The sequence below is a fragment of the Bdellovibrio bacteriovorus genome (assembly GCF_001592755.1).
GTDB lineage: Bacteria > Bdellovibrionota > Bdellovibrionia > Bdellovibrionales > Bdellovibrionaceae > Bdellovibrio > Bdellovibrio bacteriovorus_E.
The window spans coordinates 105,827-128,509 of sequence record NZ_LUKF01000003.1; the positions used below are offsets into that span (position 1 = coordinate 105,827).

Consider the following 22,683-nt stretch of genomic DNA (forward strand, 5'->3'; position numbering starts at 1 on the left):
TCTTGTTAGAAAACAGGGGCATGCGTACTTTCCTTTTTCTTTTATTCATGGCGATTCTTTCGTCGACAAGTGAGGCCGCACTTCCAAAAATTATGGTGGAAGATGCGTGGCCTCCGTTTGCATTTAAAAAACAAGGACAACCCGCCGGACTTTCAGTCGATCTTGTACAAGAAGCTTTTCGTCTGGTTGATGAAAAGCCGCAATTAGTTCAAGTGCCCTATCCGCGATGTCTGGCGTTGACAGCCGCGGGTAAATTCCCTGCCTGTTTTAACTCCGCGCACAGTTCCGAAATGAATAAAGATTTTCTTTTTCCCAAGGAGTCTTTATTTAAAAGTCGCGGTTTGATTGTTACGAATCTTTCTTCTTCCGCCCGACTGAAAATCGAAAGGGTGACGGATTTAGAAGGTCGCAGTGTCGCCCTTCCTACCGGCTTTCCTTTTGGGCCTCAGTTTGACGAAAATAAAAAGATCAAAAAAATCTTCACGGCTTCGGACTACAACAGTTTGCGTATGCTTAAAGCCAACCGTGTGGCCTTTATCGCCATCGATGAATTCGTTTACTATTATCTGGTGAAAGAAAATCCCGAATTTCGCAACTTTTCGGTCCTTCTTCTTTTAAGCGAGGAGGATATTTTTGTGCACTTTGCAAAAAATGAAGAAGGTCGACTTTTGTTAAAAAAGTTTGAAGTGGGTCTGGCTAAGCTAAAAAAATCCCCGCGTTATCAAGAGATTCTTGAGTCATGGATTGGTCCCATCAAAAAAGACCAAGAACAAATCTTAACGAGTTTGCCCGAGGCTCCGCCACTTTAAAATCCTCTTTGACCCCTTGACGGTTTTATCTGAAACTTGCCTTATGGCAAAGGAACCGCAAGAACTAAAATGGATTGAGAGTTTGCTCCCCGAAGGCGAGTATCGCAGGAAAGCGATGTTCGGCGGATTTATTTATTATATCGAAGACAAAGCGGTTCTTCTTATTTTTGAAAGTGAAGGTGGAAGTCGCACTTACAAAGGAAAAAAGTACGACTTCGATCTTTGGAACGGGTGTATGTTTCCCGTCGACAAAGAATTCCAAGAGCAGGCCTTGCAGCGCTGTCCTTTTTTGATTCCTCATCCCATTCTGCCGAAGTGGCTTTATCTACCCGTTCACACCGAACACTTTGATGAATTGGCAACCGAGGCTCTTAAGCAAGCCGTTCGCCCGAACAGCTATTGGGGAAGTATTCCGAAATCCAAGTTAAAGGCCAAGAAAGATCCCTTTCGTGGTATCTCTGACAAGATGGACACCACTCGCCCCCGTATGTTTACCGATGAACCAGCGGAAACGGTTTTGAAGCGGGCCAAAAAAATATCGGACTTGAAGAATCTCGGTGCCGAAAGCGAAAAGCATTTTCATAAAGCGGGAATAAAAACGCCTCAACAGTTTATCAAGTTAGGCTGGAAGAAGACGCTTCTAAAGTTGATCGCGATGAATCCCAAGCATCGCCACAGCATCTATGCTTATGCACTCATCGGAGCCCTCACGAATACGGAATTCAATCTTATTTCTCAGGCCGAAAAAGATGAGGCCCGCAGCTTTGTGCAAGGGCTAGCAAAAAAAGAAAAAGAACTGAAGAAGAAAGCTTTAGCGAAGAAGGCACCTCAAAAGGTCACAAAAAAGAAAACAAAGAGAAAGAAATAAGCTATTCTGAGGAAATACGGCGTATCGCGTTTTGTGGAATCTTAGTTCCATCGGACATCACCATGTACTCGATCTTATTCTCTAACACAAAGTCGCTGATTTTCCCGCGGCAGGTTTTCACTTCTTCGTGAGGTTCACCGTATGTGACAGTCACTTCATAGGATTTTACCGAAATCTCTTCCAGCTCATCGGTGAAATCGCAAGTGATTTTGCCCTCAGGTGGCTTTAGATCGATGTGCAGTTTTTGGTCTGATTTCCATTTCATAGAAGTTCCTTGTTTCGATATTAACAAAACATCTTGAAGAAGAATTCAACTGTCATTTTCTTAATGTTCTTAAGATCGTTTGCCGTCACCTTTTTCATGCCAAATAAAACAGGATAAAAAAGCTGACCTTTGATAAAGGCGTGCATTTGATCCGCAATAACTTGGTTGGAAATCTTGGCTTTGATTTTTCCGTCTTTTTTTGCAGACTCAATCCATTTTAAAAATTTGATTTCCGACTCATTGAACTTTGCAAGGTGCTTTGCACTGAGTTTCTTCCCCTTCATGACCTCGCTTAAAACAATGCGCGCCGTGGTTAGATATTCTTCCGATGTCAGAAGCTCCGCTTTTTTTTCCACAAGTTCTTTCACTTGTGACTCCAGACTTTCGCTTTTTGAATAAACGATGGTCGGCCCCCCGCAAGCGACCTCCACCAGCTCTAAGACCATGTCGTCAAAAACGGCTTCTTTGGTTGGATAATACTTATAAAGAGTCCTTTTCGAGACCTGAGCGCCTTTCGCGATGTCTTCCATAGAAGCCGCATCAAGGCCCCACTTCATAAATTCGACGACGGCCGCGTCTTTGATTTTTTTTGAGATTTCTTCTTTTGACATATCTATGATTTTACATGGGTTTTTATAAAAGTAAACGACTTCGTTTACTTTTATATTGAAAACTGTCCGCAAACGACCTAAAGTAAACACAACCGTTTACTTTGTGAGGTTTTATGAAAACGGCGTCCCTTCTTCTCACTTTGATCCTCGCCTTAATAGGAGGCTTTTATATGGTTGGTTGTGCTGCATTTGGAACTCGTCCCGGTAAGGACTATCAAGAAAAATTCTCTCAGTCGCCGAACTACGATAAAAACGAAAAGGCCTTCGTGAATCGTCAGCAAGAGGCCATCAAGGAAATGCGCAAGCGCGCGATGTCTTTTTCGACCTTGAAAGAATGGTTTAGCAAAGGTGAAAATCGCACGCCGGCTCACCCCCTACCCGAAGTGAAGCCGGATTTGGCTGAGTTCCTAAAACCTTCCGACCATTTAAAAACCATCTGGTTTGGTCACTCGACGTTTTTACTTAATATGGACGGAAAGATTATTTTAGTGGATCCCGTGTTTTCAGGAAGTGCGGCTCCGTTCTCTTTCATGGTCAAAAGATTCCAGAAAACCGTCTTGGATCTTCATTCTCTGCCAGAAATTGATTATATCGTAATCTCTCACGATCATTACGATCACCTCGACATGACTTCCATTCAATTTTTCAAAGGTAAAAAGGCGCGATTCCTGACTCCGCTAGGAGTTAGCTCTCACCTGATCGGCTGGGGCATTGAATCTTCGCGCATCACAGAGTTAGATTGGTGGCAAAGTCACAAGGTCGATGGGATTGAGTTCGTCGCCACGCCCGCGCAACATTTTTCGGGCCGCACAGGTCTGCGCGACAACGAAACTCTTTGGGCTTCTTGGGTTTTAAGAAATGACAAACACAATATCTATTTTAGTGGAGACTCAGGATACGATATTCACTTTAAAGAAATCGGCGAAAAATACGGCCCCTTTGACATCGCCTTTATCGAATGCGGTCAGTACAACGAAAAGTGGAAAGAAGTGCATATGCTTCCCGAAGAATCGATGCAAGCTTATGCCGACCTTAAAGCAAAGCGATTCTTCCCAGTGCATTGGGGCATGTTTGTCTTGGCCTTCCATGCTTGGAACGATCCTATCTTAAAACTGCAAGAAGCCTCGACGTCAAAAGGAATCAACTTAGTGACGCCTCGTCTGGGGCAAATCGTTGTTGTGAATGACGATTATAAAAATGAAGCATGGTGGTAGGCACGCGCTCCAAACTAGTTTTAGGTTGATCCTTTCGCCGGGAACACATTAGCATCAAACTCTCACCCAAGGAGTATGATGATGAAATACAACTTCCGTCCCGGCCCTCGTAATCGTATCACTGACGTGGACTCTATTCGTGTCGGTCAAGCTGAAGATCAAAAGGCATGGAGTGGTGTTTCCGTCATTCTGTTTGATAATCCGGCTGTTGCCGCGGTGGACGTGCGCGGTGGTGCGCCTGGCACTCGCGATACCGACGCTTTAAATCCCAGCTGCTTAGTGGACCGCGTGGATGCTATCGTATTAAGTGGTGGATCTGTTTTTGGTTTAGGCGCTTCTTCTGCCGTCACGGACACTTTGGCGTCGCGTGGAATTGGATTTCCTATTGGTCCTGCTCGCGCACCCATTGTTCCTAGTGCCGTGCTTTTTGATTTACTCAATGGCGGCGACAAAGGTTGGGGTGATAAATCACCTTATTGGAATTTAGGACGTTCCGCTCTTGATGCGGCTTCGTTGGATTTTAAATTAGGTTGTGCGGGTGCAGGCTTTGGCGCCAAAGCAGGGCCTTTTAAAGGCGGACTAGGAAGCGCCTCTTCTGTTTCCGGTGATGGTTTACAAATCGGCGCGATCGTCGCTGTCAATTGCGTAGGAACTGCTGTGATGCCGGGTCAGTCCTCCTTCTGGGCATGGCCGTTTGAGCAAGCTAATGAAATGGGTGGACAACCCATTCCCACGGCACCCATTGATTTCAATTCGGCCGCAGAAGCATGGACGGGTTCCCCGTTAGACAGTCTCACAAACCAAGCCGGCGAAAACACAACTATCGGAGTTGTCGCAACGAATGCTCGCTTAACAAAAGCTGAAGCCCAACGTGTTGCGATCATGGCTCAAGATGGATATGCGCGCTCGATCCGTCCAGTGCACACTCCTTTCGATGGCGACACGGTGTTTGCGGCTTCTACTGGAACTTGGGGAGCTGACATTCAAGAACGGGCGGACCTTGTCAATCGTATCGGTCTTGTCGCTGCCGATTGTTTAGCGCGCGCGGTGGCTCGCGGAGTTTATGAAGCTACGGCTTTGGGAGCTCTTCCGGCTTACCGAGATGTGCATGGCAAAAACTTGCGCGTGAAATAAATCAGAGGCTTCGCATGTCACTTCTATCTTATCCCTGCACTTACATGAGAGGCGGCACAAGTCGTGCTTTGATCTTCAACGAAAACGATTTGCCTACGGAGCGTGCGGGGTGGGATGACATTTTTTTACGAGCTTTAGGAAGTCCTGATATTTACGGCCGTCAATTAAATGGCATGGGTGGTGGTATTTCTTCTCTGTCCAAAGTAGCCATCTTAAAGCCTTCCACTCGTGAAGATGCCGATGTCGAATACACTTTTGCCCAAGTATCAGTGACCGAAAAGAAAGTCGACTATAAGGGAAATTGTGGGAACATCAGTTCTGCTGTCGGCCCCTATGCTGTTTATAAAAAATGGGTTTCTGTTTCCGGCCCTGAAGCTCACGTACGCATTTATAATACGAACACTCAAAAAGTAATTCATGCCCACTTCCCAGTTGAAAATGGTGAAGTGGTTTTTAGTGGTGATCTAGAAATTCCTGGAGTCAGCGGCAGCGGCTCCCCCATTCGTCTGGAGTTTCAAGATCCCGGCGGCGCTGCAACCGGGAAACTTCTTCCGACAGGAAATACAAGGGACATTTTGAAGTTATCTAATGGAAAATCCTTGCAGGTTTCGATGATCGACGCTGCGAATGCCTGTGTGTTTTTGAATGCCTTGGATCTGGGACTTCGCGGAGATGAGTCCTCCGCAGAACTCGATAGACCGAATCTTCTAAAAGCTCTTGAGGAAATTCGACTAGAAGCTTCGGTGGCAATGGGCATCGCTTCTAGCATTGAAGACGCGAAGAAATCCATCGCTATTCCCTATCTGGGGTTGGTGGCTCCCCGTTACTCTTCAGAGATGGATTTTTCTTTACGTGTGATTGCCAGTGGACAGCCGCATAAGGCTTTGCCTTTAACCGTTTCCTTGTGTGCCGCTGTGAGCGCGAAACTTCCAGGAAGTTTAATTCATGAAGTGCTAGAGAATAAAAGTTTAGATGAAGTTCGAATCGGAATTCCTTCGGGAGTTTTAACTTTAAACGCGAAGGTGGAAGAAAAAAACTCGCAGTACGTGGCTTTAAGTGGAAGCTTCTATCGTACCGCGAGAATTCTATTTGAAGGACGCGTGTTTGTTTAGTTCAGAGTTCCAAAATCCCGAAGAACTTTTTCAACCCAGGGAAGATGAAAGTCGATACGAGTGTAAATCACTGTGCCGTCACAAACGTGTTTTCTTTCTTTCGTCGTACGAACTTTGCTCGTGACACCGAAAACTTTAAGCTCGCCATTTTCAGTCGTATAAGCCGGACCACCCGAGTCGCCATGGCAACTGCCGGTATCATCAGATTGATCAAACTGAATTTCATCTTTCATGTAAAAGGGCTTCAAGATTTTAAGCTGAGTTTTGCGAAGGGTTCCCTCACCCATTTTCATTTTTGGCAAACTGCGACCATATCCTGCAACGGTGATTTTTTTTCCGGCGGTCAGCACTGAGAAATCGTTCAAGATGTTAATCGGTCTATAGCCTGAAGGCAGACTGCCTGCGAATTTTATAAGGGCGATGTCACGCTCTGGGCCGAAGATGATTGTGTTTGTGTAGTGAGGTTCACGAAGAGCTTCGACCACCTTACGTGAAACCCCTTTAGAAATTTTTGTCCCGAATCTGATTTCCATCTCGGATTTTGAACCCACCAAACAGTGAGCCGCGGTAAGAACGACATTTTTCGCAATCAAAGTCCCAGTGCAAATGGCCTTCTTCTCTGTATTGTAGATACCCACGGTCGACTGAGCAATACGCTCATCACTGTCGACTTTATCTCCCCCAAAAATCCCCGCACTCGTGTCTGAAAGAACAACACCGCCATCATCTGCTGAAGGAGCGCAAGCCACAAAAAAGACCGTAGTTAAGAGTACTAAGAGTTTTGCAATCGTATTCAAGGGAACCGCCTTTAGCTTTCTTTTAAAGGCGGCTCCTCATTTTCGACAGTGAAACTTATGTCATGAGTAAAAAAGTGCGTCCTGTCTAAAATATGGTCTTTCTGGAAACTGGTGGAAACACTCACTATACCTACTTCATTCTAACTTTATATCCTGACGACAACATAACGTGCACACTGGTCGCTGTAGGTTCAGCCACATAGCCGTTGAAATCGCCTGTCATTGGTCCCGTAATTTCCGTACAAGTACCATCTTCTTCTTTTTTCGAACGAGGATAGCAATGAGTAGGTATAACTCCTAACCGATAAAAACGATCCCAATAGATGAATCTATTCCCCATTCCGAACCTAAATGAATTTATATCGGGATTTGTCTGATAAACACCTGGGCCAGAACAATCACGAGAGTCATAATAAATAGCCCGATCTCGAGGAATGATCATCCCATTTTCATATTGAGCAATCGCCTGATCCTGCTCATACCAAATTGTAATCAACTCCGTATTATTAGAGCTTTTCGTCACTGAAATTAGATAGTCACCCACTTGCACGTTTTGGTTTTCAGGGTTTCCATTTGTAGGACCGTTGATTAGTACGGGAACTTTCGCCGTTACCGGATTGGCAGCCACCGGCAAAAAAGCACTTGTTTCACCACACGTGATTTGTGCTCCACCATCCACATTCTCAACCTTACATCCCGAGTCCTGGCTTTTCACAACTGGAAGTTGAGTGCTAGTCAAATCAGTCGAGGCAGAATCCGTCGTCGCGGCTTCTTGCTTACACCCTACTGATACCGCAAGCATTAACGGTGCAATCAAGATCATATACTTCGTATTCATACGTACCTCCATAAACAGCTCGACGTATAGAATATCTTTCTCGTAAAAAATGTTGTTAACGACTTGTAAATATCAGTAAGTGCTCGGAATCCCGCTAAAAATCACGTGTCACCCTTGGGCGTTTTAAATTCGCGTAGCGCGAAAGCCACAGTACACACCCCCGTATTTTCTCATTTTTATACAGTGAAACTTTCATTTAACTTCTCCTCTTTAGAAGCCTGCGGCACAATCAAGGCATGACTGACAAATACACCGTAGCTCCAGAACACACCGCCGTTCGAGTCGCCTTATGGCGGGCTCTTCATGTTAAAATTGATCCTCCACCGCACATCTTTACGGACGAAGTTGGCGCGGCACTGGTCGATGAAAAAGACTGGCAAAATCGCCAAGACATGGCACCCGGTTTTTCTAAAAGTATGCGGGCCTCTATCGTTGGCCGCGCACGATTTATTGAGGACTTGCTGAAAGAAGAAATCAAAAACGGCGTCACCCAATATGTTATTCTTGGAGCGGGTCTTGATACGTTTGCCCAACGTCACCCCAATATCGCTTCGCACATACAAATCTTTGAGGTCGATCAGCCCGGCCCACAAGCATGGAAAAAGAAACGCTTGCTTGAAAAAGGCTTTGAGATTCCTGAATCACTTCATTTTGTCCCTGTGGATTTTGAAGCGGGAGAATCCTGGTGGGACCGTCTTCTCGCTGCGGGCTTTAACCCTGCAAAACCCGCCTTCGTTGTGTCGACAGGTGTCTCGATGTATCTGACAAAAGAGACTAACCTAACAACCTTCCAACAGATCGCAAAGCTAGCTAAGGGTTCTACGTTCGCGACAACTTTTATGCTTTCGTTGGACTTACTTCCTGATCAAGAACGTTCGATCATGGAATTCGTGATGAAAAAAGCGGCGGAGTCTGGAACTCCATTTAACAGTCTTTTTTCTCCGGAAGAAATTTTGGCTCTTGCACGCAAAGCGGGCTTTAGCGAGTCCAAGTATGTTTCTGCGCAGGACATTTACAACCGTTACTTTAGCCTTCGCACCGATGGCTTGAGCGCCGGCACCGCCGAAGCCTTTTTAGTGGCGACGACGTAGCCCTTGCTAAGGGGCCACGTTTGCTATTTATCGATAACAAATCACCGACAGACCGACAAAGAAGTCTAGCCGCTCTAGGCTTCTGTATTCACACAAGAATCGTTTAAAACTTTATCTTTTTAAGACACCCAAGGTTTGGATAAGGAGTTCTTTGTTGACAAAATTTACATACTATTTAGTATGTAATGAAATATCACATTTAACGTTGGAGGATTTATGAAGCCTTTTGGTATTGGTATTTGTCTTTGGTTTGATTCCGAAGCAGAAGATGCAGCAAAGTTTTACACTTCTATTTTTAAAGATGGCCGCATCGGCACCATTGCCCGCTTCGGCAAAGAAGGCTTTGAACATCACGGAAAACCAGAAGGTTCGGTTATGACAGTGGACTTCACCGCAAATGGACAGAAATTTGTGGCGATTAACGGCGGCCCTATTTTCAAATTCAACGAATCTATTTCCTTGATGGTTTATTGTGACACCCAAGCACAGATTGATGAATACTGGGAAAAATTAATGGCCGGCGGAGGCAAACCTCAGCAATGTGGATGGCTGAAAGATAAGTTTGGTCTTTCATGGCAAGTCGTTCCGACCATTATGGACGAGATGCAAAAAGACGGCACACCTGAACAAGTCAAACGCGTGATGGCTGAAATGTACAAGATGGTGAAATTCGATATCGAAACTTTAAAGCGTGCTTATAAAGGATAATCCATGAAAACATTTTTGGCTGTCTATTTGGGAACGGAAGAGTCCACCCATCAAAAGTGGAAATCTCTCAACGAAAAGGAAAGACACGAACGCGAAAAACAAGGTGTTGAAGCCTGGATGAATTGGGGCAAAAAACATCAGCTGGCGATTAAAGACAACGGAACTCCGCTTGGAAAAACAAAACGCGTGGACTCAAGCGGTATCTCTGACACTCGCAATAATCTTACGGGCTATGTGATTGTCGAAGCACCCAATGCTGAAGAAGCTGCAAAGATGTTCTTAAATCATCCGCACTTCACTATCTTTCCCGGAGATGGCGTTGAAATCATCGAGTGTTTGAATTTAGAAGAAGTGATGAAAAAGAAAACTTAATATAATTTCACTGCTACCGTGGCAGTGAAATTATGGTTTAGGGCTGTTCATTCTATTTTCGTCCGTAAGGAATGGCTCTGAAACCCATGCGGCCGCTTTATCGTAATCATCTAAGGTAAAGCCCTGCACTTTTCCTGGCACCAAAGGACTTAAGGCATCGTAGAAAAGGCGCACCGTCTTTTGGTCAGAAACAATCGCCATACGATTCCAGCGACGAATATGTTTGAAGCTGATTTTTAGATAATCCAGCAGAGCATTCAGAGTGTAGTTCTGCATTCCTGTTTCTAAGCGTACAATCAGATTGATGGCATCATACTTCTGAGCCACCTCGTCCACCCTCTTCATCACGATTTTTTTGTATTCATCCGCATCGACAATTCCAGAGGCTTTATAAGCGACGACATAGGACGGAAAATTTTCGAGTAGCTCTACCATGATAACTCCCATCAAAGATGTGATGTTGAGTGTAGAGAATACTCGTGCAGACTCAATGAGGCAGATTGTGTTTTACGCTAGTGGAACTAATTCGAAGCGTCTTTGACCCCAGCCCACTCTAAGGCCTGTTCGTTTTTTAAGTAAGAACGCATTTTAACGATCTTGTCGTCTCGGAAAACGAAAACATCGGCAACGCGCCCGTCGATCCATTCTGTTTTATTTTTCAACCTTACGCGAACATGCACAAATACAACGACCTTGTTGCCCGAGACGAGATAACGCTCGGGCTGACAGCTACCCTCGGCCCAGGTTGAACGGCCCGAGGTAATATGCGCCCTCATTTCGTCAAGTCCACGATAAGTTCCACCCGTTGGCAAATCTTCGAATTCGACGCGCTCAATATTCGGATCAAAGAGTTTCATAGCTGCAGATATATCATTGCTGTTGAGTGCTTCATAAAAGGCTCTGACAGTTTCAACCTCGGGCGTCTGCATTGAACTTGGGTGTGTCGACATGGCAACCTCGTTAGTTCTTTTATGATGATCGAGAATGCCTTCGGGATCACCATAAAAAAGTGCAGCGACGCAACAGATGCCGAATAACGTGAGTCTCACATTGAGACAAAAGTGAGACAGTGAAAGTTTTGCAAGGTACATTTCCAGAGGGAAATGCCTGAAAAATATGCACGTTTTGCGAGTGCCACAGGTGGGCGGAGTCGCGTAGCCAGCGGCGCGGCCCATCTGGGAAACTCGTTCAAGCGTGCAAGCACATGGTAGAGTGCGTTCTCATGCTTGGCCGATAACTCGTCTTGCGGTGGGGGCGCAATAGGAATGAAAAACAGTCTATTAAACGCTCTCACAAGCCTGTGAGAGCGAAAAGAATCACAGGGCATACAAGTTAAAAGCCAAGTTCCCCCAACGCGTGCAGGGCCTCGTAAGAGGGTAAAAGGGGGATGCGCCGAAGCGTGCTAACGACTCGGTGGAGCTGGGTGGGATTAACTATAGGGAAGCAATTTTTTTGTGGACCTATAGGGCTCACTGCGCCTTGCGGCATCCGATCTGATGGAACTGGCCGGGAATTTCGGCCCTTCCCTCTCTCGAAACGAGTTTCAAAATCCAAGACACAACTTAACCGCACTGCGGTTGTCGAACGGAGGACGAAACTATGCGCTACCCGAAAACGTGGGCCGAAGACTTTGCAAAGTCTCTCTCGCAGCTCGTTTTTTCAATCGAAGAGCTGGACAGATTTATTAAAATCTTTCAGCGCGAATCAAAACGAAAATTCGACTTTAAAAAAGAAGGTCTTTGCATGACCGCCGTCGAATTTTTCCAATACCAGAAACAGGTGAAAGAGTGTCTCGCGGCCTTGCGAAAACGTCGCCGCGAAATTCTGCGGGAGGCAAAAATATGAAAAATAAAGTCGGTCGGCCAAAACTCGCTCTTAAACCAGCGATAGCGGCGCATAAAAGACTCAACCCAAAGGGCTGGGACGGAAAAAAGAAAAACCGCGCCACGGCCTCCACAAGCGAAATAAACACATTGCCTATCGGAAGGGAGCAAAACACCTATGGAAGTAACTAAAAGGCCGCGCGCGGCGATCTGTCCGAATGACGTTCATTGCGAAATTTACAACCCAATGGAAGAGGAGCTGATTTTTGAGAGAATGGAAGATCACGCCCGCCGACGCCTAAAAATGAACTTGCAGCCGGGACCGCAAAAAGTCCTCTGCAAGCCAGACGGCTTTTGCTACCTCCCGCACCAATACTACACTGTGAAAACCAAGTCCGGGCGGCCATGCAGCTTTATCAAAAATTTTGGCGACGAAATGTTTAAAGGAAATAAAAAGCCCTCCGCGCCGGAAGCTTGGGAGAAAAAACATTTCTAGTCTCACGATGAGACGGTCAAGAAAATTTACCTAACCGTTTTTCAGTTTAAGGCCGAAAATATGAGCATGAAACCGATCATATTTTTGGCCCTTTTTTCAATAATGGTTTTGTTTTTTCAAAACTGTTCCGGCGGCGGCGAAACGGCTTTAAAAATTGACTCAAAAACCCCCACAGAAACGCCCTCAAATGAGCCCCAAGAGCCAGTAAAAGAAGTGCAAGAGCATCAAAAAGTCGTTTATATAGACCCGAAAGCACAGAGTATTTATCAAAAATTCTTAGATATGGGAAAAAACGTTATCGTCACTGATCTAATCATTGAGGTCATTGACTATGATGGCGCAGTCGTGAACACGGCAGTTCCGGGTATTTGCATCAAAGAAGAGAATAAAACTCCGAGAATTATATTGCAAAAACATATCTGGGATAGTTATGGCGACAGTTACTTGGGCGACTGGGATAAGACAGCGTCTTTAGGATATCACTTTGGCAAGTGCTTCTTAAATAGAGAGGATGACCTCACTATGTATGCAGGTATGCCCGAAAGCTTCATGAATCCAAATTGGCGCTATTGGCAGTTTCAAAGCGGCAATAACACCTACTGGTTTGATTCGCAGCCTCGTCTTGGTTTTTCCGAGTTTTACTGGGGCACGCCTTATTTTATTGAATAAATAAAAAAATCCTTGCGCTAAATTCAGACATTTTTTCTTCTTAAAGAGGTCTTTTTGACCAGCTCGGAGGGGCCCCCAAGCCCTCTCTGGGCGACTTTTAAAGGAGCTAAAAATGCCTTATTTAATTGCCGCCCTTGTCGCAGGTTTTTTAGCCGCCGGACTTTTTGGCGACGAAAACACCGAAGAAAACGAAACAAAAACATCCAAAGCCCCTCCCAAAAAATCAAAAAAGTCTGAGGATGAAGAATAATGGAAACGGAAGTTATTGAACAACCGTCAACGGAAGTTTCCGAACTAATTCAGTCGATTGGCGAAGCGAAGCAAGAAATTGCAGAGGTGACTCAGGCGATTGACAAAAAAGAGCGCAAAGGTGGGCGTCCGAAAGGCTCAACCGACAAACAACCGCGAAAAAAGAAGGGGCAAGTTGAGGTTCAAAGCAACCTTAACCCTTCTCCTTCCGTAGATCAGGGCCAAGATTTAGCGCCGACGGCTGAAATGATTATGCCGATGCTCGAAGGAGTTATCAAGTTTCCGTTCGATATTGCGGCCTCACGCACGGGTTGCGAAAAACTTCGAGTTACCGAAGAAGAAGCAAAACCCACTGTGCAAGCACTCGATCAGTTTTTGCGTTTTTATATGCCGGACTTGAATCAAGCCGACCCGAAACTTGTTGCGGCTTTCACTCTTATTTCATCGGCGAGTCTATTGGGATATGCCAAGTTCCAGGTGTATTCAGATTGGAAAGCAGAAGAGGATGCGAAGCTAAAAAAACAGCTTGAGCAAGCGCAGCCGCAACCTCCAACGCCCCAGCCAGTGAGAGCCCCACAGAGTCCTTTCGAGGTTATTCAGGCGAATTGATATGTTTAAAGTGACCGACTTTACCCTTGCGATGGGCATTAAAGGAAGCGGCAAGACTTACCTTTCAAGGAAGGTTCAAAGTTTTTTCCCAAAAGTCGTAGTCATTGATACCATGAACGAGTATCACGACGGCCTTGTTTTTAGTGATTTTGATAGTTTTTGCGAAACTCTCTTAGAGTTTAAGAAAAATCGAAAAAAGGTTTTTCGGTTAATTTTTAAGTTTTCGCCTGAAACAAAAAATAAGGCGGTTATTTTTGATAACCTTTTAAGAATACTCTTTAAGTGCGGCAATCTCTGTATTGTGATCGAAGAGATACACATGTACTCGTCACCGCACAAGCTCCCTCAATGGCTTGAAAACTGCGTCCTTATTGGGAGACATCAAAATCTTTCAATGGTTTTCACATCACAAAGACCGGGCGAAATTAACAAAACAATCCTCTCTCAATGCCAACACGTTTTTTGCGGGCGGGCTTTTGAGAAAAACGATATTGATTATCAAAAATCATTTTTAGGGGTTTTTGCAAATAACCTAAAAACTATGAAAAAAAGGATGTTCATTTATTTTTCGCCGGACAGAGAAACTCTGCTTTTGATGGACAATGATTTAAAAACAGGACTTGAATTAAAAGAAGACACTTCCGACCCTTAAGGTCAGAGGTTCAAAACAACAACAAACTTTTTTTGCCCGATAACTACGGGCCAAGGAGTACACAATGCCAAGCAAAAAGGCAATTATCACAGGTCTCGCTCTAGCAGCGGCTTTCATGTTGATCTATAACAAGGTGCCCGCAGTTAAACGCGCCCTTGGCGGCGCGTAAGAGGTGCGATCATGGCAGGAGTTATGACGCAAGTTCCTCGTGCTGAAAGGCAGAGGATTCTAGAACACATTGACTTTAAAGAGGGACAAGTTCTCTCTCGTGACCTTCCTAAAGATACGGTGCTGAAGCACCTAATCTTGCGCTTGAGCGGTGCAGTTCAAACAACCTACGCATCCGGCACTCCTATTGCCAATGCGGAGAGCACTTTCGACAGTATCATTAGCCGAATTGACGTGAAAATCAACGGCGGGACGACGGTAAAGTCTGTGCGTCCTCACTTGATGCACGTTCAGCAGCTCTTCTCAACACTTATTCAGGCAGAGAGAAAAGCGCAGGCGAAGGCAGCGGCGGGTATCATACCAAACCCAACAACCGAGGGCGGTTTTGTTTACGGTACGACCGGACAATTCACAGAGGTTGCTGAAACTGTTTTGGTGTCTTTCCAAAACGTCTACGCAAAACGCTACAATCACACTCAGTTTGGGCCTGAGAGCACTTGGTTAAACCTAAAGCAAGTTTCGAGTGCAACTGTCGAGTTGAGCTGTGGAAACTTTAAAAGTTTGCAAAATGAAGCGACAAGCTCCGTTGCAGTCACCTATGGTCCCGCGAACCATACTTTTAAAGTTCACATTCAAACGGTTGAGGCACAAGACGTTCCGGCGAACTTCAATTTCACAATTTGGAAGCAAACCACTCGTGAAGTTACTTTCAGCGGTCCGGTGACAGACTATGCCATCGACATTAACAAAGGGAACCGTTTGCAAGGTATCATGCTCTTTGCGAAAGATGGCTCTAACAATAAGTTGGCAAGCAATCTTTTGATCAAAGACGTGGCTCTTGTTTTGAATGGTCAAACGACCATCAAAAAATCACGTTTCCTTGATCTGCAAGCGGACAACCGCTCTCGTTTCGGTGTTGATGCAAAATTTGCGGGCGGCGTCTCACGACTTGATGGGGTAGCTTATCTTGACTTCCTTCAAGATGGCGATATTTCGAGTGCCCTTGAAGTAATGCAGCCGCTCGTAGATAACGTACAGCTTGTCTTGTCTCTACACGGTAACGGTGACGTTCCGAATTTGTTTGATACTGGTAAATCAGCGTCAATCACGATCGAGACTCAAGAGCTGATCCTGCCTCGTTAAAATATCCATTGGAGTTTGCGCGGGCCTTCTCCTTAAAACCGCGCACCTTTTTGGAGATTTTAAATGAAACTGTATGCCGAATATCTTAAAGAACGTCGCAACCGCAATATGGTTTTGATTCCTGATATTGCTTTTGCAACCTATGAGATTAACGGCGACGAGTGCTATATCGTCGATGTTTACGTCACTCCCGAAGAGCGGCACAAGCATCATGCAACCAACCTTGGCAACAAAATCGCCGAAATAGCAAAAGAAGCCGGGTGTAAATATCTCAAAGGCTCAGTGGACCTTGAGGACGGTACGAACGGCGCGGCTTTGCCGGGGCTTTTAAATTGGGGCTACCGCGTGGTTCACGCACAAAACAATATCATCATTTTGAAAAAGGACCTCGCGGATGGGTGACGTTGAAAGAGAAGTCAAAAACGCGACGAACACCGTAAGTAATGCCGTAGGCGGCGCAGTGAAAGCCGTCGATCAGGCTTGGAACACGGGACGTGAAAGCTTTGAACGCAGTGACGTTGGCCGTGTCGTGAGCACCGGGCTTAGGCCGATCACTGCGACAGTCGAAGCGACTGGGGACGTTGTGCGCGGCGTGGGCACCGGACATATTGACCGAGGATTTACGATGGCCGGACGGCGACTCATTGGCGCTGCGGGAGAGGTCTTTAATCCGGTAGCGCAAGCCTCTAATGCTTTTGACTTTGTCGAAGACGGTCTCAAACGCGATCACTTTTTTAGTTCCTTCGCCGAGTCAGCGGACGCATATAGAACCTTGCAGCGTGGTGAGGCACTCACCGACGCAGAAAAAAACTCTCTGGTAAATATGACGGTCAAGCAGGCAGCTATTGCGGGCGCGGTTGCGGCTGCGCCTTACGCGGCCAGTGCCGCGTCATCCGCAGGCTCTTGGGTTGCGGCTAATCCGATGACGGCCACGGTTGCGGGCTCTCAAGTTTATTCAGGCTTGCAGCGCGGGAACATGGCTCAGGTCGCCAGCGGCTTGGCCGGGACCGGGATGTTTGACGGTATCGAATGGCCGAACTTGGAACTTCCACAGTTTCCTTCCTTGCCTCAGGAATGGACCGACGCGTTTAAGGACATTCAAAATAACTTGAACTCCGGGCAACCCAAAGTGAGTGCTCCGGCGACAAGTCCAATAGTTATTCCCTACCCCAATAGCGCCCAAAGCTCTGGAACGGCTCTCAGTCCAATTATTTTGATCGGGGCAGCCCTTGGGGTAGGTCTAATTTTCATGCTTAAGAAACGACGATAGGAGCTTTTAAATGAGTTTGTTTGATGACCTAAAAAAAGTTGCCGAAGAGGGCGCAAAAAAAGCAGGGGCCGACATTTCGGTTTACCTCGCGAATCAAGTAAGTGCCCCGTTTGTAAAAATTGCACAAGACATGGGGGCTAACCTCACCGTGGCGCAGATCGAGGCCGGAAAGACGCCCGCGCCACCAACGGTTGCACCTCCGAACAACACAGACCCTACGCCGTCGGCCTCGTTCTTTGGAACGCGTGTTGCCCCTTGGATGCTTTTGGCTGCGGTCGGCGTCGGCGCATTTTTCATTTTTAAAAGGAGATAAGCCATGACGTTCACGCGTGAACAGGTCTATGCACTTTTAGAAAGAATCAGAGAGGTCGATCAGGCCGGGATTTATGAGGGTGCCACAGACAAGCCGCATGACATCCAAGAGATCGTTTTGAACTTGGACGAAGAGCGTCCCGAAACCAACCCTCTTGTTATTCACACACCTTTTAAAAATCTTTTTGTCGAAGAGGCGACCTCTACGACGAATCACTTCTTCTTAAAACCAAACGCACCAGAAACTTATCAACGGCCATTTAAGTTTGAAGTGAACTCCTCGGTAGAGTTTGAGCCTGCGGTTGCGAAAGCATACTTGCATTGGCCGCGACAGCCGGGTGCTAAAATGGTGCTCAAGCTTTCGGTCAATTCAAAATTCAAAACCGGAAAGCTATTGTCACTCAACGCGGGCGGGATTTCGCTGTCAGAGGGTGCGAGCATTGTTGGACCGACACACGTCGTGCTTGTTGCGAATACAGCCGCGCAGATTGCTCCGGCGAATTTTAATCGCAAAGTCGCAACGATTGAAAACAAAACAGGTGCAGACCTTTTTGTCGGCGGTGATAACACGGTCAACGCGACAACAAACGAGGGCATCAAGATCCCGCCAGGTTCCAAGATTTTTTGGAAAAACTCGGCGGCTCTTTGGGGATTCTCAGTGCCGGGCGGCAAAGTCACGCGCATAGAGGAGGAGTAAAATGGATATTTTGCTTGCGAACCCTACTCGCAAAGTTGTCGAGGCCGCTGGGAACATCGGAGAGATTGTTAAAAGCAAAATCTTTGGTTCAAGCACATTTGCAAATCCTTGGTATGTGAACACTGTTTCCAATACCGTGATTGGCGACTCACAAATTAGCCTAAAATGTTCCGGCGGGCGTCCTGTTCTACTTTGGATTGGTGGCTTTAACGCGAAGTTCTCACAAGAAGCTATATCCACAGCTATCAATGGCAGTATGCGCTTGATTAGAAACGCATCTGTTATTGCAAACCCATCTTTGCAGATCAGTCTTGGGACTGGGACCTTCTTTCAGCAGCCTTCTTCATTCTGGTTTATAGATGAAAACCCGCCAGCGGGAACAAACAACTATTACCTCGATGCCAACAGAACCGGAAGCGGGAACGCATCGGACCGCTACCGCTTTGATAACTGCGTTCTATACGCAATGGAGCTTTAGAATGAACTCTCAGCAAGTTGACGAACAACGCGGGCGAATGATTCTAAATCACTTTCACAACTATAACGTAAAGCACTTTCCGAACGTATATAAGTTGGATTTTGAAACGCTGATTCGCACTATCGAAGCAAAAAAAGGCGCAAGGTTTTTCCTTGAGGGCCTCGGCATGGCTGCAAACGCAATCCCAATGGATGACGAAGACTGCGAAGACGCAATGATAAAACTTGCGAAACTTTCGCAAGGTCGTATCCCGGAAAACTGGAATACTTTTATCAAAGCACTCAGCGATCAGGCGCAAGATATTAAATGGGATAATCTTGTGATGACAGTCGGCGGTGAGGTTGCCGAAAAAGTCGCCGACGGTTTTGCGGAGGTTGGCAATGTTACCTTGGACACACTCAAGAGTGTTGGCACAGTGTTGCCGCTTTTTGTGGTGGGCGCATTGGGCTTTTTTATCTTCAATAAGGTGAAGTGATGCCCTTTTATTTGTTGGCCGGACTGATCGGCGTGGTTTTTTTAGGTTTTTCGCAGAAAGAGGAGATCAAAACCGTCATGCAAAAAACAAACGGCTCTTGGACAAGGTGGGATGCTGATTTTAAAGCCGCCGCCGCAAAATGGAAGCTTTGGCCGAACGCTTGGAAGGACTTGAAAGCTATCTGCATGAATGAGTCGAGTCTTGGCGAAGCAAAATCAGTAAAGCACGGCTTGCAATATCCCAACGATATTGAGGCATCAAAGTCCTACGATGGAAAGTCATGGGGAATAATGCAAGTGACCTTAACAACTGCGCAGTGGCTTGACAGCTCTGCAACGGAGGCGAAACTCAATGACCCAATATATTCCATTGATCTTGCTGCTCGTTATCTTGCTTATCTCCGCAAGCTTTTTCCCGGTGAGTTGGCCACTGATATTCAGTGGATTATTAAGTCGTATAATCAAGGGCCGGGAAACTCCCAAAAAGAACGTGCCGGAACGTCCAAGGGATATGCTGGAGAGTATTGGGCAAGATTTCAGCGAAACCGACAACGTGTCGAGGAGGGATAAGATGTTCAAAAAAATAAAACTGAAAGTTGTGGGCATGATAATCGCAATCGCTCTTGCAGCGGCAGCGGGTTATCTTGGCGTGAGTGAACAAGACTTGCGAGACGCAGCTCTTGGAACGGCACCTATTGAGGCAGAATAATGGAAGAGATAAGAGCGGTCATCGGCGATCAAAATATGCAAAATGCTTTTTGGCTTGTGGTGGGCTCTTTGGTTCTTTCAAACGCGGGACTTATCGCAAGCGGCGTGGTCTCGCACTTTCGCAAGATTCGCAAAATGCGAAGGGATATTGACACAGCTTGGGTTGAAATTCGTTTACTAAAAAAGGCTTTGGCCGACAAAGAAGGAGAAGAAAAATGAAGTCTTGGATTGTTCACTATAAAAATAAGTTTCCGGGTTGCACAGTAAACGCGACAGAAAACTCTCTTGATGTTTTCGGCGCGGACGGCTCGCACCTTGTGAGTCTCGTCAAAAACGGCGCGGGCCAGTGGGTTGACCGCTCTGAAGAGATGGGTTGCGCAAAAAAGCACTGCACAGCTCCTATTCCACGCGATGCGCGAGTCCACAAACTTTGCAAAGTAACGGGGAATATCATTCCCGATGAAGAAGCGGGCGAACGCGTGAAAGCTCGTCGTGCAGTGATGAACTCTGCGGGTGAGGTTCGCACTATTGCTGAAATGCAAGCACAGGGGCACGAGTTCGATGCGAAGGGTGGGTTGATCAAAAAGACTCAGACTCCGCAAGTATCGGCGCCACAAACGCCACAGACACCGCAAGTTATCTCTTAAAAAGGCAAAGCCCGCGCGAGCGGGCTTTAGTATTTGACCTTTAAAATTCTGCGCATCTCTTTGCGTGAATAAACGTAATCCAAATAGACCATAGTGTTTTTGATACTCCGATGCCCGAGCAAAATCTGCACTAGCTTGATGTCTCTTGTGGATTCGAAAACTCGAATTGCAAGCGTGTGTCTGAGGGCATGGAAGCGTTTTTTTACCGGGCGATATAGTCGCCAGATTCTATTTAAGATTGTATAGCAGAAAGGAAAGATCCGGTCCTCGGGGCTTTTGCAGGCCTTTTTTGCATAGCTGTAAAGTTCAAAGAAGTACCACGGAGGCAAGGGAATCTCACGGTCATTGGAACCTTTAAGGCCGTATATCAAAACAGTCTTATGATCGGCGTCGAGGTCTTTCAGGCGCACGGCAAGACCTTCATTTGCACGCGCAGCCGTGAACATGAACAACTTCAAAAGAATTGCGTAACGAGACTTGCGACGGCGAACATGGGCCCGCAGTTTTCCATATTCCGATGCGGATAAGAATTTTTCCTTTGTGATAGCCCACGGCTTTTGTTTTCGTGGTGTTTTTTCAGTTTCAACTACCATCACGGGCCTACTTTCCTTTTAGCTCCGCGATAAGGGCGTCTCCTTCTTTGCAAAGCGATCGAAGCTTTGCGCTTAACGCTTCAAAGGTCGCAGTTTCCTTTTGGCTGTTTTTTTCCATTTGTCTCCGAAGGCGACTCAAGTCCGAAATTTCGATGATGATGTCACTTAAGCGGGACATTTTGCTTGAATGTTCAAGTGATGCTTTAAGTTTTTCCGGCATTTTTCCTCTTTCCGCAGCGCATTTTTATTTGAAAGCGCGACATTTCAGTCGTGCAATTAAGCTGCGCTCGCAATCCTAAGAGGTAATGTTTCTAAACAAAATAGGGTGTTTTTTCAGGGTTGTTGAAGGTCTTAAAATTGTAAAAACTACAAGGCCGAAAACCCCAATGATTACCGACCTCTTGGTGTGTCACTTTGAGGCGGTAATGCAAGGGTACATCGCATGTGTGACTGGTAATTCAAGTCATGGTCTTAGCAATCCGAAGTATATCTCATGAATGTTCGGGGACGTAACTCTTCAGAGTTCGTGATGGTCTTGTTTTGCTTTTTGGGGCTTACGGGATGCATCGGGAACATAACGGCCAATAGCTGGAAAACAGATTTATCTTCTGTCACTCCACTACCTCTCCCAGCTCCTTCCCTCGTCATTACCGGACCCGCAATTTCTTCTGGCAGCAGCGCGACCTCTTTCGTGTACACGGTGACCTACACCGATGCGACGACGATCAATCTTACCAATGCAGATATCATTTTAGGCGGAACTGACTTCGCAGGCTGCAATGCTGTTGTGACAAACGGGACTACGGCGGTTGCTACCGTCACTGTGTCAGGCTGTACGGGCGACGGAACCGCGAATATTTCTATAGCCGCAAACACAGCGCAAGACGCTGACGGCAACCAAGCACCGGCTTACGGCCCCTCTTCCAACGCCAACGTTAAAAACTCTTTCATCGTTATCTTTAATACAAATAATACCGAGGGTGGATCATCAGCAAACACGGTTGCCACTTTCCCTTTGGTCGATTGGATCGGCTACGATTTCGAAATTTCTTGGGGTGATTCTTCAACTCAAACGGTGAATAGCCCTTCCAGCGCAGGCCGCGTGATCACACACACGTACGGTGCCCCAGGTACTTATGAAGTTAAAATGAAAGGCAGCAATCTTCCGTGGCTGCAATTCTGTAGCGGCACTGACAAACTAAAAATCGTCGACGTCAAGCAATGGGGCCCCAATGCCTGGTGGAAGATGGAGTTCATGTTCGCAAACTGTAAGAACGTGCAGATTTCCGCAACAGACGCCCCAGTCTTAACATCGCTCGCAAGTGGATTCCGCGGACTCTTCCAAGGTGCGACTAATTTCAATAGTGACATCAATCACTGGACAACAACAGCCGTCACCGACATGAGGGATATGTTTGCCGGAGCAGCGGCCTTTAACAAGCCTCTTGGCAATTGGGATGTTTCTAACGTCACAGATATGAGCGCGATGTTCGGCGGAGCCGTCGCGTTCAACCAGAATATCAGCTCATGGAACACATCCAATGTCACCGACATGGCATTTATGTTTTTTGAAGCAAGCGCATTCAACAGCCCGCTTGCAAAATCAGGAAGCTCTTGGGACACATCAAAGGTAGTTTCCATGGCAGGAATGTTCGAAGACGCCGATGCCTTTAACCAAGATATCGGAAATTGGGTTTTCACCGGAAGCATGACGAACATGGATCAAATGTTCTTAAACGCCGATTCGTTCAATCAGAATTTAAGTACTTGGGTTCTTCCTGTGGGTGTTAGTCACAACTTATTTGACACTGGAGCTGCAAGTTGGGTTCTTGGAAAGCCAACGTTCCCATAACTTCCACCTCTAACTTTAAACCGC

Annotated in this window: 34 protein-coding genes; 26 read left to right on the forward strand and 8 right to left on the reverse strand. The window is 46.3% G+C overall.

The window, feature by feature from the left end:
* Positions 1–20 precede the first annotated feature (20 nt).
* Positions 21–809 (forward strand): substrate-binding periplasmic protein, encoded by a 789-nt coding sequence (locus AZI85_RS04330; protein WP_063242930.1) that lies wholly within the window; start codon positions 21–23, stop codon positions 807–809.
* 43 nt (positions 810–852) lie between these two features.
* On the forward strand, positions 853–1,677 hold the full coding sequence (locus tag AZI85_RS04335) for a TfoX/Sxy family DNA transformation protein (protein WP_155723918.1): 825 nt from the start codon (positions 853–855) through the stop codon (positions 1,675–1,677).
* A gap of 1 nt (position 1,678) precedes the next feature.
* On the opposite strand, the gene AZI85_RS04340 is transcribed toward AZI85_RS04335, so the two are convergent.
* Entirely contained in the window at positions 1,679–1,942 is a 264-nt protein-coding gene (locus AZI85_RS04340) for a hypothetical protein (RefSeq protein ID WP_063242932.1), read from the reverse strand.
* 20 nt (positions 1,943–1,962) lie between these two features.
* A complete protein-coding gene (locus tag AZI85_RS04345) occupies positions 1,963–2,553 on the reverse strand; it encodes a TetR/AcrR family transcriptional regulator (protein WP_155723919.1) in 591 nt (196 codons plus the stop codon).
* 170 nt (positions 2,554–2,723) lie between these two features.
* On the opposite strand from AZI85_RS04345, the gene AZI85_RS04350 reads away from it, so the two are divergent.
* From AZI85_RS04350 to AZI85_RS04360, 3 genes are all read left to right on the forward strand, one after another.
* Positions 2,724–3,767, forward strand: a complete 1,044-nt coding sequence (locus tag AZI85_RS04350; RefSeq protein WP_253720836.1) for an MBL fold metallo-hydrolase — start codon at positions 2,724–2,726, stop codon at positions 3,765–3,767.
* An 81-nt stretch (positions 3,768–3,848) separates the two neighbouring features.
* Complete coding sequence (locus AZI85_RS04355) at positions 3,849–4,901, forward strand: P1 family peptidase (RefSeq protein WP_063243074.1); 1,053 nt, start codon at positions 3,849–3,851, stop codon at positions 4,899–4,901.
* 14 nt (positions 4,902–4,915) lie between these two features.
* Positions 4,916–6,013 carry a 2-methylaconitate cis-trans isomerase PrpF family protein gene (locus tag AZI85_RS04360; protein ID WP_063242935.1) on the forward strand — a complete coding sequence of 366 codons (1,098 nt, stop codon included), beginning with the start codon at positions 4,916–4,918 and terminating at the stop codon, positions 6,011–6,013.
* On the opposite strand, the gene AZI85_RS04365 is transcribed toward AZI85_RS04360, so the two are convergent.
* Entirely contained in the window at positions 6,010–6,810 is an 801-nt protein-coding gene (locus tag AZI85_RS04365; RefSeq protein ID WP_063242936.1) for a S1 family peptidase, read from the reverse strand. The two genes, AZI85_RS04360 and AZI85_RS04365, sit on opposite strands and share 4 nt — an antisense overlap.
* Positions 6,811–6,940: 130 nt before the next feature.
* Complete coding sequence (locus tag AZI85_RS04370) at positions 6,941–7,648, reverse strand: hypothetical protein (protein WP_063242937.1); 708 nt, start codon at positions 7,646–7,648, stop codon at positions 6,941–6,943.
* Positions 7,649–7,884: 236 nt separating this feature from the next.
* Between AZI85_RS04370 and AZI85_RS04375 the strand changes: the two genes are divergently transcribed.
* The 3 genes from AZI85_RS04375 (at position 7,885) to AZI85_RS04385 (ending at position 9,819) form a co-directional block, all read left to right on the forward strand.
* Positions 7,885–8,739, forward strand: a complete 855-nt coding sequence (locus AZI85_RS04375) for a class I SAM-dependent methyltransferase (RefSeq protein ID WP_063242938.1) — start codon at positions 7,885–7,887, stop codon at positions 8,737–8,739.
* A gap of 216 nt (positions 8,740–8,955) precedes the next feature.
* Complete coding sequence (locus AZI85_RS04380) at positions 8,956–9,447, forward strand: VOC family protein (RefSeq protein ID WP_063242939.1); 492 nt, start codon at positions 8,956–8,958, stop codon at positions 9,445–9,447.
* Between the two features lie 3 nt (positions 9,448–9,450).
* Positions 9,451–9,819: a hypothetical protein gene (locus AZI85_RS04385; protein ID WP_063242940.1), complete on the forward strand. Its 369-nt coding sequence runs from the start codon at positions 9,451–9,453 to the stop codon at positions 9,817–9,819.
* A 30-nt stretch (positions 9,820–9,849) separates the two neighbouring features.
* Here the strand turns inward: AZI85_RS04385 and AZI85_RS04390 are convergent, their stop codons facing one another.
* Positions 9,850–10,254, reverse strand: coding sequence for an STAS/SEC14 domain-containing protein (locus AZI85_RS04390; RefSeq protein WP_063242941.1), 405 nt, complete (start codon positions 10,252–10,254; stop codon positions 9,850–9,852).
* A gap of 86 nt (positions 10,255–10,340) precedes the next feature.
* Positions 10,341–10,769, reverse strand: a complete 429-nt coding sequence (locus tag AZI85_RS04395) for a nuclear transport factor 2 family protein (protein ID WP_063242942.1) — start codon at positions 10,767–10,769, stop codon at positions 10,341–10,343.
* Between the two features lie 891 nt (positions 10,770–11,660).
* Here AZI85_RS04395 and AZI85_RS17615 point away from each other — a divergent pair.
* The 17 genes from AZI85_RS17615 to AZI85_RS04470 all read left to right on the forward strand — a co-directional run bounded on the left by AZI85_RS17615 (position 11,661) and on the right by AZI85_RS04470 (position 20,214).
* Positions 11,661–11,834, forward strand: coding sequence for a hypothetical protein (locus AZI85_RS17615; RefSeq protein WP_155723921.1), 174 nt, complete (start codon positions 11,661–11,663; stop codon positions 11,832–11,834).
* Positions 11,821–12,138 (forward strand): hypothetical protein, encoded by a 318-nt coding sequence (locus tag AZI85_RS04405; RefSeq protein ID WP_063242944.1) that lies wholly within the window; start codon positions 11,821–11,823, stop codon positions 12,136–12,138. The genes AZI85_RS17615 and AZI85_RS04405 overlap by 14 nt, the downstream gene beginning before the upstream one ends.
* A 66-nt stretch (positions 12,139–12,204) precedes the next feature.
* A complete protein-coding gene (locus AZI85_RS04410) occupies positions 12,205–12,807 on the forward strand; it encodes a hypothetical protein (protein ID WP_155723922.1) in 603 nt (200 codons plus the stop codon).
* Positions 12,808–12,919: 112 nt separating this feature from the next.
* On the forward strand, positions 12,920–13,057 hold the full coding sequence (locus tag AZI85_RS17620; RefSeq protein WP_155723923.1) for a hypothetical protein: 138 nt from the start codon (positions 12,920–12,922) through the stop codon (positions 13,055–13,057).
* On the forward strand, positions 13,057–13,665 hold the full coding sequence (locus tag AZI85_RS04415; RefSeq protein WP_063242946.1) for a hypothetical protein: 609 nt from the start codon (positions 13,057–13,059) through the stop codon (positions 13,663–13,665). Before AZI85_RS17620 ends, AZI85_RS04415 begins: the two co-directional genes overlap by 1 nt.
* A gap of 1 nt (position 13,666) precedes the next feature.
* The gene (locus AZI85_RS04420; protein WP_063242947.1) at positions 13,667–14,317 is read left to right on the forward strand and encodes an AAA family ATPase; all 651 of its coding nucleotides are present in this window, start codon (positions 13,667–13,669) and stop codon (positions 14,315–14,317) included.
* A 180-nt stretch (positions 14,318–14,497) separates the two neighbouring features.
* Positions 14,498–15,628: a hypothetical protein gene (locus AZI85_RS04425; RefSeq protein WP_063242948.1), complete on the forward strand. Its 1,131-nt coding sequence runs from the start codon at positions 14,498–14,500 to the stop codon at positions 15,626–15,628.
* A gap of 63 nt (positions 15,629–15,691) precedes the next feature.
* Positions 15,692–16,030: a GNAT family N-acetyltransferase gene (locus AZI85_RS04430; RefSeq protein ID WP_063242949.1), complete on the forward strand. Its 339-nt coding sequence runs from the start codon at positions 15,692–15,694 to the stop codon at positions 16,028–16,030.
* Positions 16,023–16,898, forward strand: coding sequence for a hypothetical protein (locus AZI85_RS04435; protein ID WP_063242950.1), 876 nt, complete (start codon positions 16,023–16,025; stop codon positions 16,896–16,898). The genes AZI85_RS04430 and AZI85_RS04435 overlap by 8 nt, the downstream gene beginning before the upstream one ends.
* Before the next feature lie 10 nt (positions 16,899–16,908).
* Complete coding sequence (locus AZI85_RS04440; RefSeq protein WP_063242951.1) at positions 16,909–17,211, forward strand: hypothetical protein; 303 nt, start codon at positions 16,909–16,911, stop codon at positions 17,209–17,211.
* 3 nt (positions 17,212–17,214) lie between these two features.
* Entirely contained in the window at positions 17,215–17,907 is a 693-nt protein-coding gene (locus AZI85_RS04445) for a hypothetical protein (RefSeq protein ID WP_063242952.1), read from the forward strand.
* Between the two features lies 1 nt (position 17,908).
* Entirely contained in the window at positions 17,909–18,385 is a 477-nt protein-coding gene (locus AZI85_RS04450) for a hypothetical protein (RefSeq protein WP_063242953.1), read from the forward strand.
* Positions 18,386–18,479: 94 nt separating this feature from the next.
* Positions 18,480–18,860 (forward strand): hypothetical protein, encoded by a 381-nt coding sequence (locus tag AZI85_RS04455; protein ID WP_155723924.1) that lies wholly within the window; start codon positions 18,480–18,482, stop codon positions 18,858–18,860.
* Entirely contained in the window at positions 18,860–19,429 is a 570-nt protein-coding gene (locus tag AZI85_RS04460) for a lytic transglycosylase domain-containing protein (protein WP_063242955.1), read from the forward strand. Before AZI85_RS04455 ends, AZI85_RS04460 begins: the two co-directional genes overlap by 1 nt.
* Before the next feature lies 1 nt (position 19,430).
* On the forward strand, positions 19,431–19,568 hold the full coding sequence (locus AZI85_RS17625) for a hypothetical protein (RefSeq protein WP_155723925.1): 138 nt from the start codon (positions 19,431–19,433) through the stop codon (positions 19,566–19,568).
* On the forward strand, positions 19,568–19,786 hold the full coding sequence (locus AZI85_RS04465; RefSeq protein WP_063242956.1) for a hypothetical protein: 219 nt from the start codon (positions 19,568–19,570) through the stop codon (positions 19,784–19,786). Before AZI85_RS17625 ends, AZI85_RS04465 begins: the two co-directional genes overlap by 1 nt.
* Positions 19,783–20,214 (forward strand): hypothetical protein, encoded by a 432-nt coding sequence (locus AZI85_RS04470; protein ID WP_063242957.1) that lies wholly within the window; start codon positions 19,783–19,785, stop codon positions 20,212–20,214. Before AZI85_RS04465 ends, AZI85_RS04470 begins: the two co-directional genes overlap by 4 nt.
* Before the next feature lie 26 nt (positions 20,215–20,240).
* Here the strand turns inward: AZI85_RS04470 and AZI85_RS04475 are convergent, their stop codons facing one another.
* Together AZI85_RS04475 and AZI85_RS04480 are read right to left on the reverse strand one after the other, a co-directional pair.
* Entirely contained in the window at positions 20,241–20,807 is a 567-nt protein-coding gene (locus tag AZI85_RS04475; protein WP_063242958.1) for a tyrosine-type recombinase/integrase, read from the reverse strand.
* Between the two features lie 7 nt (positions 20,808–20,814).
* Entirely contained in the window at positions 20,815–21,027 is a 213-nt protein-coding gene (locus tag AZI85_RS04480) for a hypothetical protein (RefSeq protein WP_063242959.1), read from the reverse strand.
* A 273-nt stretch (positions 21,028–21,300) separates the two neighbouring features.
* On the opposite strand from AZI85_RS04480, the gene AZI85_RS04490 reads away from it, so the two are divergent.
* Complete coding sequence (locus AZI85_RS04490) at positions 21,301–22,659, forward strand: BspA family leucine-rich repeat surface protein (RefSeq protein WP_063242961.1); 1,359 nt, start codon at positions 21,301–21,303, stop codon at positions 22,657–22,659.
* Positions 22,660–22,683: the final 24 nt, after the last annotated feature.

What these genes read in the sequence shown, in the direction of transcription:
- AZI85_RS04360 (WP_063242935.1), top strand. Translation starts at nt 4,916, where the DNA reads ATGTCACTTCTATCTTATCCCTGCACTTACATGAGAGGCGGCACAAGT.
- AZI85_RS04370 (WP_063242937.1), bottom strand. Translation starts at nt 7,648, where the DNA reads ATGAATACGAAGTATATGATCTTGATTGCACCGTTAATGCTTGCGGTA.
- AZI85_RS04380 (WP_063242939.1), top strand. Translation starts at nt 8,956, where the DNA reads ATGAAGCCTTTTGGTATTGGTATTTGTCTTTGGTTTGATTCCGAAGCA.
- AZI85_RS04350 (WP_253720836.1), top strand. Translation starts at nt 2,724, where the DNA reads ATGGTTGGTTGTGCTGCATTTGGAACTCGTCCCGGTAAGGACTATCAA.
- AZI85_RS04445 (WP_063242952.1), top strand. Translation starts at nt 17,215, where the DNA reads ATGACGTTCACGCGTGAACAGGTCTATGCACTTTTAGAAAGAATCAGA.
- AZI85_RS04435 (WP_063242950.1), top strand. Translation starts at nt 16,023, where the DNA reads ATGGGTGACGTTGAAAGAGAAGTCAAAAACGCGACGAACACCGTAAGT.
- AZI85_RS04425 (WP_063242948.1), top strand. Translation starts at nt 14,498, where the DNA reads ATGGCAGGAGTTATGACGCAAGTTCCTCGTGCTGAAAGGCAGAGGATT.
- AZI85_RS04410 (WP_155723922.1), top strand. Translation starts at nt 12,205, where the DNA reads ATGAAACCGATCATATTTTTGGCCCTTTTTTCAATAATGGTTTTGTTT.
- AZI85_RS04465 (WP_063242956.1), top strand. Translation starts at nt 19,568, where the DNA reads ATGGAAGAGATAAGAGCGGTCATCGGCGATCAAAATATGCAAAATGCT.
- AZI85_RS04460 (WP_063242955.1), top strand. Translation starts at nt 18,860, where the DNA reads ATGCCCTTTTATTTGTTGGCCGGACTGATCGGCGTGGTTTTTTTAGGT.
- AZI85_RS04390 (WP_063242941.1), bottom strand. Translation starts at nt 10,254, where the DNA reads ATGGTAGAGCTACTCGAAAATTTTCCGTCCTATGTCGTCGCTTATAAA.
- AZI85_RS04480 (WP_063242959.1), bottom strand. Translation starts at nt 21,027, where the DNA reads ATGCCGGAAAAACTTAAAGCATCACTTGAACATTCAAGCAAAATGTCC.
- AZI85_RS04345 (WP_155723919.1), bottom strand. Translation starts at nt 2,553, where the DNA reads ATGTCAAAAGAAGAAATCTCAAAAAAAATCAAAGACGCGGCCGTCGTC.
- AZI85_RS04450 (WP_063242953.1), top strand. Translation starts at nt 17,909, where the DNA reads ATGGATATTTTGCTTGCGAACCCTACTCGCAAAGTTGTCGAGGCCGCT.
- AZI85_RS04340 (WP_063242932.1), bottom strand. Translation starts at nt 1,942, where the DNA reads ATGAAATGGAAATCAGACCAAAAACTGCACATCGATCTAAAGCCACCT.
- AZI85_RS04490 (WP_063242961.1), top strand. Translation starts at nt 21,301, where the DNA reads ATGAATGTTCGGGGACGTAACTCTTCAGAGTTCGTGATGGTCTTGTTT.
- AZI85_RS04375 (WP_063242938.1), top strand. Translation starts at nt 7,885, where the DNA reads ATGACTGACAAATACACCGTAGCTCCAGAACACACCGCCGTTCGAGTC.
- AZI85_RS04385 (WP_063242940.1), top strand. Translation starts at nt 9,451, where the DNA reads ATGAAAACATTTTTGGCTGTCTATTTGGGAACGGAAGAGTCCACCCAT.
- AZI85_RS04405 (WP_063242944.1), top strand. Translation starts at nt 11,821, where the DNA reads ATGGAAGTAACTAAAAGGCCGCGCGCGGCGATCTGTCCGAATGACGTT.
- AZI85_RS04475 (WP_063242958.1), bottom strand. Translation starts at nt 20,807, where the DNA reads ATGGTAGTTGAAACTGAAAAAACACCACGAAAACAAAAGCCGTGGGCT.
- AZI85_RS04355 (WP_063243074.1), top strand. Translation starts at nt 3,849, where the DNA reads ATGAAATACAACTTCCGTCCCGGCCCTCGTAATCGTATCACTGACGTG.
- AZI85_RS04330 (WP_063242930.1), top strand. Translation starts at nt 21, where the DNA reads ATGCGTACTTTCCTTTTTCTTTTATTCATGGCGATTCTTTCGTCGACA.
- AZI85_RS17625 (WP_155723925.1), top strand. Translation starts at nt 19,431, where the DNA reads ATGTTCAAAAAAATAAAACTGAAAGTTGTGGGCATGATAATCGCAATC.
- AZI85_RS04395 (WP_063242942.1), bottom strand. Translation starts at nt 10,769, where the DNA reads ATGTCGACACACCCAAGTTCAATGCAGACGCCCGAGGTTGAAACTGTC.
- AZI85_RS04335 (WP_155723918.1), top strand. Translation starts at nt 853, where the DNA reads ATGGCAAAGGAACCGCAAGAACTAAAATGGATTGAGAGTTTGCTCCCC.
- AZI85_RS04440 (WP_063242951.1), top strand. Translation starts at nt 16,909, where the DNA reads ATGAGTTTGTTTGATGACCTAAAAAAAGTTGCCGAAGAGGGCGCAAAA.
- AZI85_RS17615 (WP_155723921.1), top strand. Translation starts at nt 11,661, where the DNA reads ATGAAAAATAAAGTCGGTCGGCCAAAACTCGCTCTTAAACCAGCGATA.
- AZI85_RS17620 (WP_155723923.1), top strand. Translation starts at nt 12,920, where the DNA reads ATGCCTTATTTAATTGCCGCCCTTGTCGCAGGTTTTTTAGCCGCCGGA.
- AZI85_RS04470 (WP_063242957.1), top strand. Translation starts at nt 19,783, where the DNA reads ATGAAGTCTTGGATTGTTCACTATAAAAATAAGTTTCCGGGTTGCACA.
- AZI85_RS04415 (WP_063242946.1), top strand. Translation starts at nt 13,057, where the DNA reads ATGGAAACGGAAGTTATTGAACAACCGTCAACGGAAGTTTCCGAACTA.
- AZI85_RS04430 (WP_063242949.1), top strand. Translation starts at nt 15,692, where the DNA reads ATGAAACTGTATGCCGAATATCTTAAAGAACGTCGCAACCGCAATATG.
- AZI85_RS04420 (WP_063242947.1), top strand. Translation starts at nt 13,667, where the DNA reads ATGTTTAAAGTGACCGACTTTACCCTTGCGATGGGCATTAAAGGAAGC.